Origin of the sequence: Gardnerella sp. DNF00038 (genome assembly GCF_049262855.1) — a bacterium.
Lineage (GTDB): Bacteria > Actinomycetota > Actinomycetes > Actinomycetales > Bifidobacteriaceae > Bifidobacterium > Bifidobacterium vaginale.
The window spans coordinates 886,922-902,965 of record NZ_CP058407.1; the positions used below are offsets into that span (position 1 = coordinate 886,922).

At 37.9% G+C, this 16,044-nt stretch carries 10 protein-coding genes, 1 tRNA gene and 1 riboswitch; of the genes, 3 read left to right on the forward strand and 8 right to left on the reverse strand.

Going from position 1 to position 16,044, the window contains the following annotated elements; genetic code table 11:
* Window positions 1-23 precede the first annotated feature (23 nt).
* Window positions 24-1,391: a DUF349 domain-containing protein gene (locus HXT19_RS03475; RefSeq protein WP_004111602.1), complete on the forward strand. Its 1,368-nt coding sequence runs from the start codon at window positions 24-26 to the stop codon at window positions 1,389-1,391.
* Between the two features lie 63 nt (window positions 1,392-1,454).
* Here the strand turns inward: HXT19_RS03475 and HXT19_RS03480 are convergent, their stop codons facing one another.
* The 7 genes from HXT19_RS03480 to HXT19_RS03510 form a co-directional block, all read right to left on the reverse strand.
* The gene (locus HXT19_RS03480; protein ID WP_004117833.1) at window positions 1,455-2,603 is read right to left on the reverse strand and encodes an Mrp/NBP35 family ATP-binding protein; all 1,149 of its coding nucleotides are present in this window, start codon (window positions 2,601-2,603) and stop codon (window positions 1,455-1,457) included.
* Window positions 2,604-2,612: 9 nt separating this feature from the next.
* Window positions 2,613-5,495 carry an NAD-dependent DNA ligase LigA gene (ligA, locus tag HXT19_RS03485; RefSeq protein WP_009994731.1) on the reverse strand — a complete coding sequence of 961 codons (2,883 nt, stop codon included), beginning with the start codon at window positions 5,493-5,495 and terminating at the stop codon, window positions 2,613-2,615.
* A gap of 86 nt (window positions 5,496-5,581) precedes the next feature.
* On the reverse strand, window positions 5,582-8,881 hold the full coding sequence (locus HXT19_RS03490; protein WP_014554576.1) for a tetratricopeptide repeat protein: 3,300 nt from the start codon (window positions 8,879-8,881) through the stop codon (window positions 5,582-5,584).
* Window positions 8,882-9,151: 270 nt separating this feature from the next.
* A complete protein-coding gene (locus HXT19_RS03495) occupies window positions 9,152-10,051 on the reverse strand; it encodes a LysR substrate-binding domain-containing protein (protein WP_004115065.1) in 900 nt (299 codons plus the stop codon).
* A gap of 89 nt (window positions 10,052-10,140) precedes the next feature.
* Window positions 10,141-11,754 (reverse strand): alkyl hydroperoxide reductase subunit F, encoded by a 1,614-nt coding sequence (gene ahpF / locus HXT19_RS03500; protein WP_422119619.1) that lies wholly within the window; start codon window positions 11,752-11,754, stop codon window positions 10,141-10,143.
* A 75-nt stretch (window positions 11,755-11,829) separates the two neighbouring features.
* Window positions 11,830-12,393 (reverse strand): alkyl hydroperoxide reductase subunit C, encoded by a 564-nt coding sequence (ahpC, locus tag HXT19_RS03505; RefSeq protein WP_004111569.1) that lies wholly within the window; start codon window positions 12,391-12,393, stop codon window positions 11,830-11,832.
* A gap of 270 nt (window positions 12,394-12,663) precedes the next feature.
* Window positions 12,664-12,739, reverse strand: a tRNA-Gly gene (locus HXT19_RS03510).
* Window positions 12,740-13,043: 304 nt separating this feature from the next.
* Here HXT19_RS03510 and adhP point away from each other — a divergent pair.
* Complete coding sequence (adhP, locus tag HXT19_RS03515; protein WP_004111567.1) at window positions 13,044-14,054, forward strand: alcohol dehydrogenase AdhP; 1,011 nt, start codon at window positions 13,044-13,046, stop codon at window positions 14,052-14,054.
* 98 nt (window positions 14,055-14,152) lie between these two features.
* Here the strand turns inward: adhP and HXT19_RS03520 are convergent, their stop codons facing one another.
* A complete protein-coding gene (locus HXT19_RS03520; RefSeq protein ID WP_004111565.1) occupies window positions 14,153-15,163 on the reverse strand; it encodes a glycosyltransferase in 1,011 nt (336 codons plus the stop codon).
* Window positions 15,164-15,271: 108 nt separating this feature from the next.
* Window positions 15,272-15,423, forward strand: a riboswitch (FMN riboswitch).
* A 5-nt stretch (window positions 15,424-15,428) separates the two neighbouring features.
* On the opposite strand from HXT19_RS03520, the gene HXT19_RS03525 reads away from it, so the two are divergent.
* Window positions 15,429-16,028: an ECF transporter S component gene (locus HXT19_RS03525; protein ID WP_014554574.1), complete on the forward strand. Its 600-nt coding sequence runs from the start codon at window positions 15,429-15,431 to the stop codon at window positions 16,026-16,028.
* Window positions 16,029-16,044: the final 16 nt, after the last annotated feature.

Below are 16,044 nucleotides of genomic sequence, written 5' to 3' on the forward strand. Positions count from 1 at the left end.
CATTTGCTGTAAGGAGTCGACCCGTGACCGAACAGACTAAACCTGAAGAAACTACTAAACAAACTACCCCAAAGCCGCATGCGCCGTCGCCTGCAAACTTTGCTAACAAGGCTCGCGTTGTTGCTGCGGTTCCAACTATCTCGTATAGCGACGAAGATGTTAAAACCGCTAAAACCTTTGGGCGAGTTGATGAAAATGGAAACGTTTATGTTCGTGAAGGAGCTGACGAACGCGAAGTAGGTCAGTATTCTACTGGTACTCCAGAGGATGCTTTGACTTTCTACGTACATCGTTATCTTGACTTAAAGATTAAGCTTGATCTCTTCGAAAAAAGACTTGAATCGTCTAATGTGAGACCTAAGGAAATTGATGAGACTTTAGCTACTTTAGAGGCGGATCTTAAGGAACCATCGGTAGTTGGAGACATCGCTGCTTTGAATGCTCGACACGCCGAATTGCAAGCTAAGGCTGCGTCTAAAAAAGAAGAACTTGCAAAAGCTCGCAAAGATGAATTAGATAAAGCTCTTAAAGAACGTACTGCTATTGTTGAACAGGCAGAAACGTTAGTTGCTCAAATAGGTGATTCTACAAATTGGCGCTCGCTTTCAGATAAGCTTCGTTCCCTGTTTGACAAGTGGCAGCAACATCAGCGCACTACGATTCATCTCAATAAGGCGGATGCTGACGCTTTGTGGCAGCGATTTTCTAAAGCTCGTTCTGCTTTCACTCAAGCACGCAACGCTTGGGTTAAGGAGCGTGATACTGAAAGAAATACTGCTAAAGAAATTAAGGAAGCCATTATTGCTGAAGCTGAAAGCTTGAAGGAATCAACTAAATGGCGTGAGACTTCTATGAAGTTTAATGCTTTGATGGATCGCTGGAAGAAGGCTGGAAATGCTGGTCGTCAGCACGACGATGAGTTATGGGCTAAGTTCCGTGAAGCTGCAGACACATTCTATCATGCTCGTCAAGAAGATAGAGAAAAGATGAATGCTGGTGAAAAAGAAAATCTTTCCAAGAAGGAAGCTTTGCTTGTTAAGGCAGAAGCTCTTCTTCCTGTTAAAGATGAAGAAGCAGCAAAAGCAGCTCGCAAAGCATTATCTGAGATTCAAGAAGAATGGGACAAGATTGGTTTTGTTCCACGCGAAGATATGCGCAGAATTGAATCCCGCTTAAATGATGTGGATAAGAAGATTAAGGCTGTTGAAGATGCTGCTTGGAAAGATGCTGACCCAGAGGCAGACGCTCGTAAGTCTAGTTTTGCTACGCAATTGAAGGCTCAGCTCGAGGAGCTTGATTCTAAAATTGCAAGTGAAAAAGATGCAAAGCGTAAGGCTAAGCTTCAGGCTGAAAAAGCTACAAAAGAACAATGGTTGAATGCTATTAAGTAATTAATCATTAATCATTTAAATATGGGGTTACTTAAAAATTAAGTAACCCCATATTTAATAGTTTTATTTAACAGTTTCCATTAAAGCTTTAGCAAGTTGAATAAAGGTGTTAGCTAATTGTGAATTAGCTAGGCTTCCATCCTTTTTAAGAACCGCAGGTCTGCCAGACTCTCCAATTTCTCTAATACTCGTATCTAATGGAATTTGTGCTAAAAGAGGCACATTCTTACCAAGAGCTTTACAAAGCTGGTCACTAACGCGTTTTCCGCCACCTGAACCAAAGATTTCCAAGCGCGCTCCATTATTTTCAAACCAACTCATATTTTCTACAACTCCACGCACATTAACTGGAATTTGCAACGCCATAAGACCTGCTCTAACGGCAACATCTGAAGCACTAGGCTGAGGAGTTGTAACAACCACAAGCTCCACATTAGGCAATGATTGAGCAACAGCCAGAGCCATATCTCCAGTTCCAGGCGCCAAATCTAAAAGAAGCACATCTGGGTCTGCCCACCAAACGTCGCAAAGAAACTGTTCAAGAGAACGTTGCAAGCGAGGACCACGCCACAAAATCGCACGATCTGTTCCAGCAAACATTCCAATAGAAATCAGTTTAACTCCCCAAGCTTCCACTGGCATAAGCATGCCATTCAAATTAGTAGGCTGACTTGTAACACCAAACATACGCGGTAGAGAAAATCCATAAACGTCTGCATCTATTGCTGCTGTTTTGTATCCAAGAGCCGCGAAAGTGGCTGCTAAATTGGCAGTTATGGAAGACTTTCCAACTCCCCCTTTTCCAGATGCTATAGCAAAAATTCTTGTTTTAACGCCATTTTTATTAAAAGGATTTTCTTTACGTTCCTCTTTCAAATCCGAAACAAGTTTTGCAAGCTTATCCTTACTCATAGCGCTTATATTTACGTGAGGAACAAGATTTGCATTAGGATATTTTTTTACAGCTGATTGAATTCTCTGTGTAATTACTTGTGCTAGAGGACAATCTGGAACAGTAAGTTCTATGCTTATAGTCACATCATAAGTTGGATAAGAATTATCAAAATCGCATACACTAGTGACATTTTGTTTTCCACTTACGTGTATGCCAGTTACCATATTTAGTTCAGTAACTGAACGACCTAATTCTGGATCAATAACACTTCCTAATAGATCGTAAATGCGAGTTTCGAGTTCAATAGTGCTGCTCATTTTTAACTTTTACGATTCGTTCTTAAAATCAAGTTCGTATTTGCTATCTAGAGCAGATTCAATACTGCCAGTATTAAGCAAAATCTTAAATTGATTCTCATCTAGCATAGGTATACCAAGTTCTTCTGCTTTAGTGGCTTTAGAACCAGCATTTTCTCCTACAATAACGCAATACGTCTTTTTGCTAACAGAAGAGGCTGCTTTTCCTCCCCTAGAAGAAATAGCTTCTTTAGCTGAATCTCTGGTAAAGCCTTCTAATGATCCTGTAACAACAACCGTTTTGCCACTAAGAGTCTGTTCGATACTGTCCGCATTAGAAGAGTCAGAAGATCCAACTACTCCGGCTTCATTCCATTTACGTAAAACTTCACTACGCCAATCTTGAGGATTCTTCGATTTTTCAAACCAATCGTATACGGCTTGAGCAATTTCTGGACCAACTCCATCAATTTGTGTTAAATCTTCAACAGATGCTTTAGAAATATTCTCAATTGAACCAAATCTTGCCGCTATTAGTCTTGCTGTAGGCGGACCAAGTCTACGAATAGACAAAGCCACTAGCACACGCCAAAGTGTTGCAGACTTACCCTTTTGAGCTATTTCTTCTAACATTGCTCTTGTTGTTTCACTTGGACGAGTGTATTCAGGAACACTCACTGTTTGAAGAACATTATTTTTACGAATTTTCTTTTCAACTAACCTTATTACATAAGCGTCAGAAGGAACTTCAAATATTGGGTAATCTGGATTTAAAGATTCCTTAAGCTCATCACTGTTGGAATCATCATTGGATTTTCTTCTTGTAGCTTCTAAAGGTCTAGTCCAGAATGCAGAAACCTGTCTCCACAATCCAGATCCGCCTATTTTTTTAGTTCTTTTCTTTAATTTTCCGTCTTTTCCTAATTCTTTCCATTCTTCAACAAGAGGTATTTCTTTCCAAACTTTAATATTTCGCAAATCGGCTGCAGTAATGTTAAAAATATCCGCTTCGCTTCTTATAACAGGTTCTTGAGATTTTGGAAGATCAAACACAGATTCCGGAATAGTTGGTTGCAAAGAAGAGCCGCGCTGAATTACTATTTTGTCAATATCAGGATGATAGACCTCTGCAGTTGTAGGTCTAGAATCTTCTGGATTTGTTAAAGCTAGTGCAGAAGATTCTCCAAGATTTTCAATGTCGAATGCGTGCCTCGATGCAAGATTAATTATTCTCTCTGTTAATTGTGCTGGGCAGTTTTCTACATTTGGACAACGAATATCCTTGTCTCCCTCTTTAGCAGGTGCAAGCTTAGATCCGCATGATGGGCAATACTCTGGCATAACAAATTTGCGTAATTTGCTTTCATTTCCATCCCTATACTTTAGTACTGGACCAACTAATTCTGGTATAACATCGCCAGCTTTACGAACAACAACAGTATCGCCTATAAGCACACCTTTATGCTCAACTTCGTAAGGATTATGCAATGTTGTGCGCGATATTGTAGATCCTGCAACAGTTACTGGGTCCAAAACAGCAACAGGAGTGACTCTACCTGTTCTTCCTACTTGAACAACAATGTCTTTAAGAACAGTATTTACTTCTTCTGGAGGATACTTGTACGCAATTGCCCATCTTGGTGCTCTAGATGTAGACCCTAGTTCTCTTTGCAAAGCACGATCGTCTACTTTAACTACAATTCCATCTAAGGCATGAATAATAGAGTTTCTGTGTTCTCCATAGTATTCAATCATATCTTCTATTTGTTCAAAAGACGTAACTTTGCGAGTATAAGGAGATACGGGTATCCCCCATTTTTTATACAGCTCGTATGCGTCCGACTGATTAAACGATGTTTGCTTATGTGATTTATGCTCAGAATCATTTCTTACTGAATCTTTCCACTTTAAATCACCTAATCCATGCGCTATAAAGCTTAATCGTCTTGTTGCAGTGATTCTAGGATCCTTTTGTCTTAAAGACCCTGCAGCAGCGTTTCTTGGATTAGCAAAAGCAGGCTTTCCTAAATCTTCTTGCTCAATATTCAGCTTTCTAAAATCCGCCCATTTCATAAAAACTTCACCACGAATTTCCACAAATTCTGGAATATCGTCTGAATTTTCGCATTTAAGCTGAGTCGGTATTTCTTCGATTGTTCTTACATTCAGAGATATGTCTTCTCCAGTAACGCCATCTCCTCGAGTTAGTCCTTGTTCCAAAGTTCCATTTCTGTATATGAGATTTAACGCAAGTCCATCGATTTTTACTTCGCATGTCATTGGCAATGGCTTATTTTGGGGCCATTTTAAATCGCGAATAATGCTATCGTACCAAGATTTTAGCTCTTCTAATGAGAATACATCATCTAAACTCATCATTCTTGATGGATGTTTAACTGACGCAAAATCGTTCGAAAAAGTTCCACCAACTCTATGTGTTGGTGATTGAGGCGTATCTAATATTGGGAATGTAGATTCTAGTGAGCTTAAAACTCGCATTCTTGTGTCATAAGCAGCGTCAGAACTACTTGGTGAATCATCAACATAATAAGCTATCTGATCTGATTGAGCCCAAGCAGCTAATTTTGCCCATAATCTAGCAGCTTGCTCGCTTGTTAAAAGTGAAGGTTCTAGCTTAGATAATGCAATAGCGTCTACATCTGTTGGCTCTAATTTAGAAATCCAATCATTAAAATCTGTAGTTGAACTAAACTCGTGTGATGTGTTAGATGTATTGTTCTCGCCTGGCTCATGAACATTTTGGTTTTGATTATCGACTTTGCTGATGCTTGAAGATAATGAATCGTTGTTAACACTTGATTTATCAGTATTTAGCGAATCATCAAAATCGTCGAAAAGAGATAATTGTTCTCCAACTGCGTGTGACGACTTATCGCTATTAGACGCAATCATAAGCTTTCCCTTCAAAACCTTTTCATTATCCTATCTACCAGACAGGAGTCAATAACTGATTATAATTACTATTTAATAAGAGTTGTTTATGAGTTAAGCGAGCGCAAAAACTGCATTTGAACAACGTTATCTGATGAATTGTTGCTGAACAGCATTCTTGCTCTTGCAACGGAAAGCGTTCGTGCAATAACAAACATTCCCTCGTTTACTGTTATTTTTGCAGCTTCATCAATAATCTCATAAGCTTCAACATCTGGCCATTTTGGAACATTGTTTATTTTTAAAACTTCTTCTACTTGAGACATATCATTAGGAGCTGGAATGCACTGTGACTGCATACGGCTCAGTAATTCATCAAGCTCTATTTCAATAGACTCAATTTTTCCAGAAGATAAATTGTCTGCCATTTTATATGATGCTACAGCAAGAGGGAAATTATCTTGCATCCACTCTGCGTAAGCAAGTCTGTAATATATAAAAGCGGCGTCTTCTCTATCAAAGCATACTGGTAATGCGTTTAGACACACTGCTTCTACAGAAGTCCAATCTTCTTTCTCTGTAAGCTGTGAAGCTAACTTGAGATGAGAAATAACATATGTTGGAGCGTATGAAACCATTGTGTTTAAGTGTTTTAGTGCATCCTCATGCCTGCTGAGTTGAGTTAGTAAGTCTGCTAACTCCATATGCGCGTAAAAAAGACCATCTGGTATAAGTATCATACGTTCATTTTGGGTTGCAAATATTCGATTGTATACAACTCGCTCTGCGTAGGAATTAAAGTATCTTGGTACAACATCGTTGAAGGAAAACATGGAATCGAAATGTTTTACTGCATTTTCGTATTCTTCGATGGCATTTTCCAAGTCTCCACTCATAAATTGCTCATGAGCATGAAGTCTCATATTATAAATGTCTTTTGAAACTTTAAAAGATATTTCGGGTATTTCTTTTTCGTCTATTAAAGCGCTTGTTATAAGATTTGCTTTCTCATTTAATTCTGGATCGTCAATACTTTCCACAATATCCATTGCCATACGAGCTTTTTCTGCATTAGATATCATTACTTCTGACGATATGTGATGAAAATCCGCAACAGCCTGTTGTAATAAATCTTCTCTTTGAATTGAAAGACCTTTAGAGTTGGTAGTACCTAATGTTTTTTGAGATTTGATGTCAAAAATTACATCTGAAAACTCAGGTTCCTCCTGTGCTCCATGAGGAGAAAAACAACTATCTCTCAGATCAAAGCTTGGTTCAATCGGGTTTAATGCGCCTTCTTCATCTATTTTCATATTTGCGTTAAATTTTTTGTATGCGCCAAGAGGATTATTCAACCCATTTGCACGAATATGTTTTATAAAAGATTCACGATTGAATGTGACTGTCAATAAAGACTTTACAGTTGGGTATTTGCTAAAAGCATCCATAGGATTAGGTTCAATAGGATCTGATCCAATATCGTTCGTATTGCTATCACTAATCTCAGTATCACTGTAGCTATCACTAGAATTTATCGATTTGCTACTGGTGGCTTTATTACTACTATCAGGCACAGTCACTTCATCTTCGTGAAGAATAGTATGATTAGTGAAGTTTTGTAAATCTTGCACATTCGCTAGTCCGTTATTAACATCTCCATGAATATCTCCATCTTTAGGATCGCCTTTAGAACGAGCTGCCTCACGATTCATATTATTCAAAGCATTAATTGTTTGATTTAGGATTTTACTCATAGCATCATCTTGAGCAGCAACCATTTCTTCTAAGCCTATTGAATCTAATCTTATAGATACATTCTGTACTTCTTCACTTGCTCCAAATGCAAGGGTTGCCATGATTATTCCAAGTCGAAGATTGTAATCAGTTGTCATACGAGACTTATCTGCATTAGTTAAAGTAATCCATTTTTGGTTAGCAGAATCAAATCTTCTAGTCGGCATCATCGAACTGCCAGTTGCCATAAATGCTAATGCAACATTACCGTCTTCTAGATTAGAGCGAAAATCAGTATCAAACCTAAATGGTAAATAAAGACTTCTAATTAATCCAGATAATCTTTGTCTATAAGACCATTCGCAATTAGAAGATCCATCTGACTTGTAAATATAAAGGTCGTTAGATTTTTTTGCAGTATTCCACAAGTGCATTAATGGGCGAATATTGTCGTCTTGTAAAGGATTACCAAAACTATTCATATCCAATTCGCCGTTAGCACAAAACGCTGGATCTTCTATAAACGATAAATCTATTTCAGATATTTGACCAAAGTTTACAGAATTTTCCGTTAAATTACCGCCATTAGCGCAATTTTCTTCTAAACAACTACTAATGGACTGGAAACGGTTAATAGCACCTTCTATTCGCAATACTTTCAACGCAGCTTTTGCTTCTAAAGAATCATCCCATACTAGGAAATTAGCGTCTGAAACTTGCGACTTTTGCAAATGTAAGCGTTCTGCTCCATGAACAGCTTCAAGCGGACCACTATGTTCTAAAGCGCCAGAATCTAACATAAGATAAGCAAAATATTTTTCCATTGACGAAACACGCAAACCTGCTTTTTCCGCCACTTTTGAATCCATAATGCTTCTTCTAATAGCTCCAAGAGGGGCTTCCTTTGTAAGACGCCTAAAAATATTGCCAGATCCGAAACCGCTAAACGCTCTAGTTATATCTGGAATAAAGAACGATGCAAAGAAAGATGTTGAAATAGCATCGCAGTATGAAAGATTGCAACGGAGTCTGTCAGGAAGCAAAACTCTAGTTTCTTCAAGAGTATATGCTTCTTTTTTGTCATTAACTTTACGAATCCAAGATGATACCCATTGCATGCCTTCATCTTGTGATAGCTGAACAACTACATCTCCTCTTATAACAACTAAATCAGATTCACGATTATTTTTATTGATTGAATTTACTTTTTTACGCGCATGACTCGCATGAGTAATTTTCCTATCATCAACACCATAGAAACGTAACGAATCTTTAAGAGTCATAGAATTTTGTTCTACAAAAGATAACTCTGGTATTCTTTCCATCGTATCTTCAATAGAAATGTCATGTCCTGTATAAACACGACCTTCAAAATCTGCAACAGCAAGCTGACGAAAACGTTTGCAATCATCATTGAATAATCCAATAGCTATACCATGTTTTTTCCCAGAAAGTTTAATCCAACCTAACTTTACGTTTTTTGGCATCATTGGAAAATCTTTAAAAATATGCTTTTTAGAAAATATCCTAACTGGAATAGATTCTCTATTTTCCCACAATGTTTTAATGGTTTCCTGCACAATCTGCATACTATCATCTGCAATATCTGAGCGATTTTTTTCACTACTTTCGGCAGAATCTATTTTCTTGCTAGATTGCACTTCGTCTTGCATATTCCTCGTTCTTTCGTTTTAAAGCCAACTACTATTTTCGTAAAACCCGTAAAACTAAATATTTAAGTGATTTCCATACGTGTTGCATTTATTCTTACTCAAACATTTTAAGTATAGCTGATTATCGGTTCGAAAAACACAATTAGAAGTAGAATATGTTTTAACTCTTTTAGAACAAAATCAAATTATATTTCATTTCAATCTTGTTTTAATCTAACATGTGAATGCTTTAATTGCTTTTAAAGTTTAAAAATATAAATTTTATTAACTTCACTTATGCAAATTCACGCATGCACCAGAAATAATCTTAGCTAAACCGTCCATAATTTGATCCACTGGAGAAGCTGCTCTCCAGTTTAAATACAGCGAACGATATGGTTTTGGATCTTTAAACTCGCGAATTGTTAATCCTGATGGCTGAACAATTGGAGGAAGAATAGAAAGACGCGGAAGCAAAGTCACATCTTTACTTCCAACAACCATGTATCGTAAGGTTTCCAAAGACGTAGCATAAAATTCAGACTGTTTTGCACCAACTTTTTGACATACATCTATCATGCTTCTACGCATGCAATGACCATCTTCTAAAAGTAGCACTTTTTGGCTAGACAATTGCGAAACATCAATCGGAGTTTTTTCATGACCAAACTGCGAATTTGTAGAAGCAGCCAATAAAAAGTCCTCGTCAAAAATATGTTTTACTTTCAAAGAAGATTCATTTAATTGCTCGCTTAATATTGCGCCATCAATCTGACCACTATGCAACATTTCTACAAGGCTAGCAGACTTTTCTTCAACAAATCGAATATTAAAATTCGGCTTAACTTTACGCAAAACTGGCATTATTCTTGGCAAAAGATAAGGGCATAATGTTGGAAAAACGCCTAAAACTATAGTAGATGACCATGGGTCTTCTAATCGCCTTGCTGCTTGATAAATACTTGAAACGTCGGCATGAATACGCTTTGCATAATACACGACTTCTCTGCCTGCTGGAGTTAGAATTTGCTTTCCAGGAGTTCTTTCAATAAGACAAACTCCAAGCAAATCTTCTAACTTTTTAATTTGCGTAGACAACGTTGGTTGAGAAACGTGCATACGTTCAGCTGCTTTTGTAAAACTTTCCTCTTTTGCAAAAGCAATTAAGTATTCAAGTGATTTAATGTTCACGTAATCATCTTTCTTATTAAAAGTAGTAAGAATATAATATATATAAATTTTAAGTATCAAAAGCTTATGCGTTAAAAGTTAATCTAGTTTTACACATTTCTAATTAGATAGTCGAATGCACTAAGAGCCGCGTTTGCTCCAGATCCATATGCTGTAACAATTTGCTTATAAGGCTCATCTGTGCAATCGCCAGCAGCAAAAATGCCATGAACACTCGTGCACCCTTTTCTATCTGTTACTATTTCCGAACGATTATTTAAGCTTAGTTTGTTTGAAATCCATTTAGTATTTGGCATTAAACCAATTTGAACAAACACGCCGTCTGTGTGCAAAATTTTCTCACTATTTTCACCATTATTAGCATTGCGATCTTTATAACGTACTGCAATAACCTTTGTTCCGTCTCCTTCTATAGAACTAAGAGCAGCACCTGTTATTACAGTAGTATTAGAAAGATTATTTAGAGCATTAACTAATATTTGATCTGCTTTAAGCGTGTTCATATACTCGATTAGAGTAACGTGATTTGCAACACCTGCTAAGTCTATTGCAGCTTCGACTCCAGAATTTCCTCCGCCAACAACTACAACATTCTTATTTTTAAATAATGGACCATCGCAATGCGGGCAGAACGACACTCCCTTGTTTCTATATTCGTCTTCCCCAGGAATGCCAAGTGTTCTCCATGTAGCGCCTGTTGCAATAATCACTGCTTTAGCTTTTAAGCTTCCGCCAGATTTAGTACTAATTGTGTGCAATCCGTAAGATTCTTCAGCAATATCTAAAGATGTAGCCCAATCGGGAGTAAATACGTCAATGTCATATTGAGCAATGTGGTTTGTTAAATCGTTAGCAAGCTTTGCGCCTGTTGTGTGCGTTTGCGAAATATGATTTTCAATGCTTTCTGTTTCAACAACTTGACCGCCTCTGTGGTCCATAATCATTGCTGTTTTAAGGCCTTTTCTAGCTGTGTAAATCGCTGCGGCGCTTGCAGCAGGGCCTCCACCTACAAGAATAACGTCGTACGGATTTTTGGCGTTCATTTTTTGTGCTAGTGAAGAATCGACAGAAACCTTAGAATTGCTTGAATCGCTATTTTCCTCTTGACTTAAAAGAATCGCAACTAATTCGTCTATAGATGATCTTCCAGAAGAAATCATTTTTCCGTTTTCAAAAACTGCAGGAACACTCATTACGCCAAGAGAATCTACCTCGTCTTTAAAAGCGCTCCCTTCTACAGCAATATGTTTTACTTTAGGATTAATAATCGAAATTGTATTAAGCGATTGAACAACCTCTGGGCAATTAATGCAAGTAACAGACATGTATGTTGTAACTTCATGACTTCCAATGCTCAAAATTGCTTTGCGCTGACCATCGCTTATTTTGGGAGCGTAACCGCTTACTTGCAAAATCGCTAAAACTAAAGAGCTAAACTCGTGTCCAAGAGGTAAACCAGCAAAGCTTACAGACACATTAGTTTGTGGATTAAGTACTGCGAAACTTGGTTTGCGATTTACGCGACTTTTATCACCTTCTATAACAGTGATTTTGCTGCTTTGATCTGCTACTTTATTTAAAAGCTCAATAACTTTTTGAGAATTTTTACTACTATCAACATATGCAACAAGATTAATAGGATTAACCATTTTTGTTAATAATCCAGCAAGTTGAGTAGTTAAGTTTGAATCCAATAAAGACATTATTTTCACTTTCTATTCTTAAGTAGCAGATCTTTAGCAGTAAATTAATTATTAGAAAATCAGACTTTTAAAAAATCAGATCTTCCCAACCAAGTCAATAGATGGAGCAAGTGTTTCTTCTCCCTGCTCCCACTTTGCTGGACATACTTCTCCTGGATGGGATGCAATAAATTGAGCAGCTTTAACTTTGCGAAGCATCTCATCTGCATTTCTGCCGATTCCATCTGCTGTCATCTCGTAGAATTGAATATTTCCTTGAGGATCAACCAAGAATGTTGCGCGATGAGCTAAACCAGATTCCTCATTCAAAGCATTAAAGTTTTTAGAGAGCGCGCCGTTTGGATCTCCAAGCATTGTGTATTTTACTTTTGCAATAGCTTTAGAGTCATCGTGCCAAGCTTTGTGAACAAAATGAGTGTCTGTTGAAACAGAATAAACTTCTACGCCTAATTTTTGAAGATCTTCGTAGTGATTTGCAAGATCTTCAAGCTCTGTTGGGCACACAAACGAAAAGTCTGCTGGATAGAAGAAGAATATAGCCCACTTTCCAAGAACATCATTATCGCTTACTTCTACAAATTCACCATTTTTATATCCGTTTACTTTAAACGGAAGAATATGCGTACCAATAAGGCTCATAACAACTCCAATCTTTAATTGTTTATTTAAAAAATTTTCATTTTTTGCAATTAGCAATATTTTGACCTATTTGCTAAATCTAATTATTTAGAATCAGAATTCAGCATTAAAATCATGATAGATTATTTATATCAAAAAGACTATATGTATAGACAACATCTATAGCGCTAGATATTGTATGTCAATAACTATTTAATAAATTTATATTTTCATAAAACAAAGATGACTAAAACAAACTAAAAAATATGACAAAAGCAGAAGAAAAAAAAATGGAGCGGACAACGGGACTCGAACCCGCGGTCTCAACCTTGGCAAGGTTGCGCTTTACCAACTAAGCTATGTCCGCAAACAAAATGTCATAATAGCCTGATTTCTTTTTAAATGCAAGTTATGAGTAAAAATAAAAATTTATAGTGATTTTTCTGCAATATACATGCAATTTTACGGAGTGTTGAATAAAAGAAAAATATTGATTACGATAATTATTATCATTAAGCCATAAATTTTTATAAAATTTTTCTTAAAATGTGATTTTTATCATGAAAAATCGTAAAAATAATGTAGAATAAAAGATAGCTTTTACCAAACAGGTAAAAGAAACCGAAAAGGTAATGTTTTTCAAAGATGAAGCATAGAACAAGGAGGTTTCTATGAAGGCTATTGTTGCAACCAAAGATAAGAAGGCTCAGGTTGTAGAGAAGGAACTCCGCCCATTGGAATTTGGTGAGGCCTTACTCGATATGGAGTGCTGCGGCGTATGCCACACCGATCTTCACGTTAAGAACCAAGATTTTGGCGATAAAACAGGCGTTGTTCTTGGACACGAAGGTATTGGTATTGTTAAGGAAGTTGGCCCTGGTGTTACAACATTAAAGCCAGGCGACCGTGCATCTGTAGCATGGTTCTTCAAGGGTTGCGGACATTGCGAATATTGCACCACAGGCAGAGAAACACTTTGCCGTAGCGTTTTGAACGCAGGATACACTGCCGATGGTGGCATGTCTCAAGAGTGCATCGTCGCAGCAGACTACGCAGTAAAGGTCCCAGAAGGCTTGGATCCAGCTCCTGCAAGCTCCATCACTTGCGCTGGCGTTACAACCTACAAGGCTATTAAGGAATCTGGCGTACATCCAGGCGAATGGCTTATTTTATTCGGTCTTGGCGGTCTTGGTAATCTTGCGTTGCAATATGCAAAGAACGTATTTGGTGCGCACGTAATCGCAGTAGATGTTAACGATGCTCAGCTTGAATTTGCTAAGGAATATGGCGCAGATTTGTGCGTGAACCCACTTAAGGAAAATGTTCCTGAATTTGCTATGAAGAAGGTAGGCGGCGCTCATGGCGCTGTCGTAACCGCTGTAAGCAAGGCTGCTTTTAACAGCGCAGTTGACTCTGTGCGAGCAGGCGGCACTGTTGCAGCTGTTGGTCTTCCACCAGAAGAAATGGAACTTAGCATTCCTCGCCTTGTTCTTGACGGAATCCGCTTGGTTGGTTCTCTTGTTGGAACTCGTAAGGATTTGGAAGAAGCGTTCCAGTTTGGTGCTGAAGGCAAGGTTCTTCCACAGTGCCATATGCGCAAGATGGAAGACATTAACGACATCTTCGACGAGATGCTCAGCGGTAAGATTCGCGGTCGAATGGTAATCGACCTCTCCCACTGAAAAAGAGATAAAATAAAAAAAAACTAAAAGCCACTTAGCAAATGCTAGGTGGCTTTTAGTTTATGTTTTAAGATGTTTTAAGACTTAATTTTTGTACACTATTTCAACGGAGGCATTGGCTTCCAATTAGGATCATGCAAAATTTTTCTGCTTGCAATCCAACCAGTAAAAAGCTTTTTAACACCACTTAAAATATGCTCACGATCTACAGCAACAAGCCTAATAAACTCTTTTGCAGCAGTTAATGCTGTTCCAAGAGCAAACATAAATGGTCGATAATCGCCATGAATCATAAAGTATCGCGCCATAAAACCACGATTTCGCATAATATGGTAACGATTCATGTCAGAAGTAGAATTTAGTTGACGAACGCCAGCAATATCCCAATTAGGAATATTACGAGTTCTACGAAGAATAACATCTTTTACAACAATCGGATTCGTAACTTTGCTAGCAAGGTATCCGTAAGTTGTGTCATCCCAATAAATAAAATAATGCGGATCTGGCAAACCGATTTTCTCTACAATATTGCGCTTAAATAATCCGCCTTCAAAGCACATAGTGTTCATAACGCGATACCCAGATGGTCCAAATGCTGCTGGAGCAATTGGGTTAGGGATTCCAAGAGAAACAATAAATTTATATTGCCAATAAAAATCGCCACCGTCGTAGTCTAAACGGCTGCCTTGAATCACATCGTGGCTTTTAGTCCACTTTGAAAGACGTTCAATAGATTCTGGAACAGTTTCAACATCATCGTCCATAACCCAGAACCACTGCGCGCCAAGTTCATACGCTTTTTTAACACCAGCACTAAAACCGCCAGCTCCCCCAAGATTGCTGCTTTGAGGCGCGTAAACAACGCGGTTTGAATCGCCAAAATTATCCACGCTAGCAGAACCCCAGCGACGTGTAAGAACATCATCTAAATCTTGCACCATATCACGAGTTTTTTCACTCTTCTCATTGTCTACAACAACAATCCTCCATGGGCATTGATTTAATCGTTCAAAAGATTTAAACAGATTTTCAAGCAACTCCTGACGCTTATAAGTAACTACAACAACAGCAAGCTTATCAATAGTATTATCATTTATAACTTCGCTCATATTTTTAATATTACACTAGCATTGCCATCAATATTATTAATAAAATTCAAATTTTTTAGTACAAACTTCATTTTCAGATAAATGTTCATAGCATAAGATAAAAATAAAGTGTAGTTTCAGGGAAGGTGAAAATCCTTACTGGCGGTAACGAGGTAATTCTTGTATTAGTGAATTTTCTCGAAGCCCGCGAGCGGCAACGCGCTGCTGATTCGGTTAAAATCCGAAGCCAACGGTTAAAGTCCGGATGAAAGAAACGGAGGCTCTAATGAGCATTTCACGCGAAAATAATCATAAAACAAGCAATCACACAGCAAATAATCACGCAACTTACTCTGGCACAAACTATTGGTCAAGCGAAAAAATTGCTAAATACGCGCTATTTGTTGCGCTCTCTATTGCTGTAAGCTTTATAGAATTTCCACTTATTCCGGACCTAAGCTACCTTAAATACGATCCTTCGGGAATTGTGTGTTTAATTGCAGGATTTGCATACGGACCATTCGCCGCTGCAATCGTAAGCGTGCTAGGATTTGCTCCACACTTCTTTACTAACCCGTTTGGCGCAATAATGGCAATATTGGTTTCAATGGGCGCGTCTGTTAGCGCTGCAATCGTCTACAAAAAAATTAGAACCAAAGAAGGCGCTATTATTTCGCTTATAGTTGGCTCTGTAGTTGCGATTGCTCTTGCAATAGTTGGAAATCTTATTATTACGCCATTTTATGCCCATATGAGCGTTGAACAAGTTGCCGCTCTTATAGTTCCAGCTCTGCTACCGTTTAATGCTATTAAGCTTGCGATTCATTGCGTAATAACTATGCTTGTTTATAAGCCTGTTTCAAAGCTTCTTAACTACAACAAATAGCAAACAAATAGCATTA

Excerpts from the sequence above, each read along its gene's own strand:
- HXT19_RS03480 (WP_004117833.1), bottom strand. The coding sequence starts at position 2,603 with ATGAGCAGCACTATTGAACTCGAAACTCGCATTTACGATCTATTAGGA.
- ligA (WP_009994731.1), bottom strand. The coding sequence starts at position 5,495 with ATGATTGCGTCTAATAGCGATAAGTCGTCACACGCAGTTGGAGAACAA.
- HXT19_RS03490 (WP_014554576.1), bottom strand. The coding sequence starts at position 8,881 with ATGCAAGACGAAGTGCAATCTAGCAAGAAAATAGATTCTGCCGAAAGT.
- ahpF (WP_422119619.1), bottom strand. The coding sequence starts at position 11,754 with ATGTCTTTATTGGATTCAAACTTAACTACTCAACTTGCTGGATTATTA.
- ahpC (WP_004111569.1), bottom strand. The coding sequence starts at position 12,393 with ATGAGCCTTATTGGTACGCATATTCTTCCGTTTAAAGTAAACGGATAT.
- adhP (WP_004111567.1), top strand. The coding sequence starts at position 13,044 with ATGAAGGCTATTGTTGCAACCAAAGATAAGAAGGCTCAGGTTGTAGAG.
- HXT19_RS03520 (WP_004111565.1), bottom strand. The coding sequence starts at position 15,163 with ATGAGCGAAGTTATAAATGATAATACTATTGATAAGCTTGCTGTTGTT.
- HXT19_RS03525 (WP_014554574.1), top strand. The coding sequence starts at position 15,429 with ATGAGCATTTCACGCGAAAATAATCATAAAACAAGCAATCACACAGCA.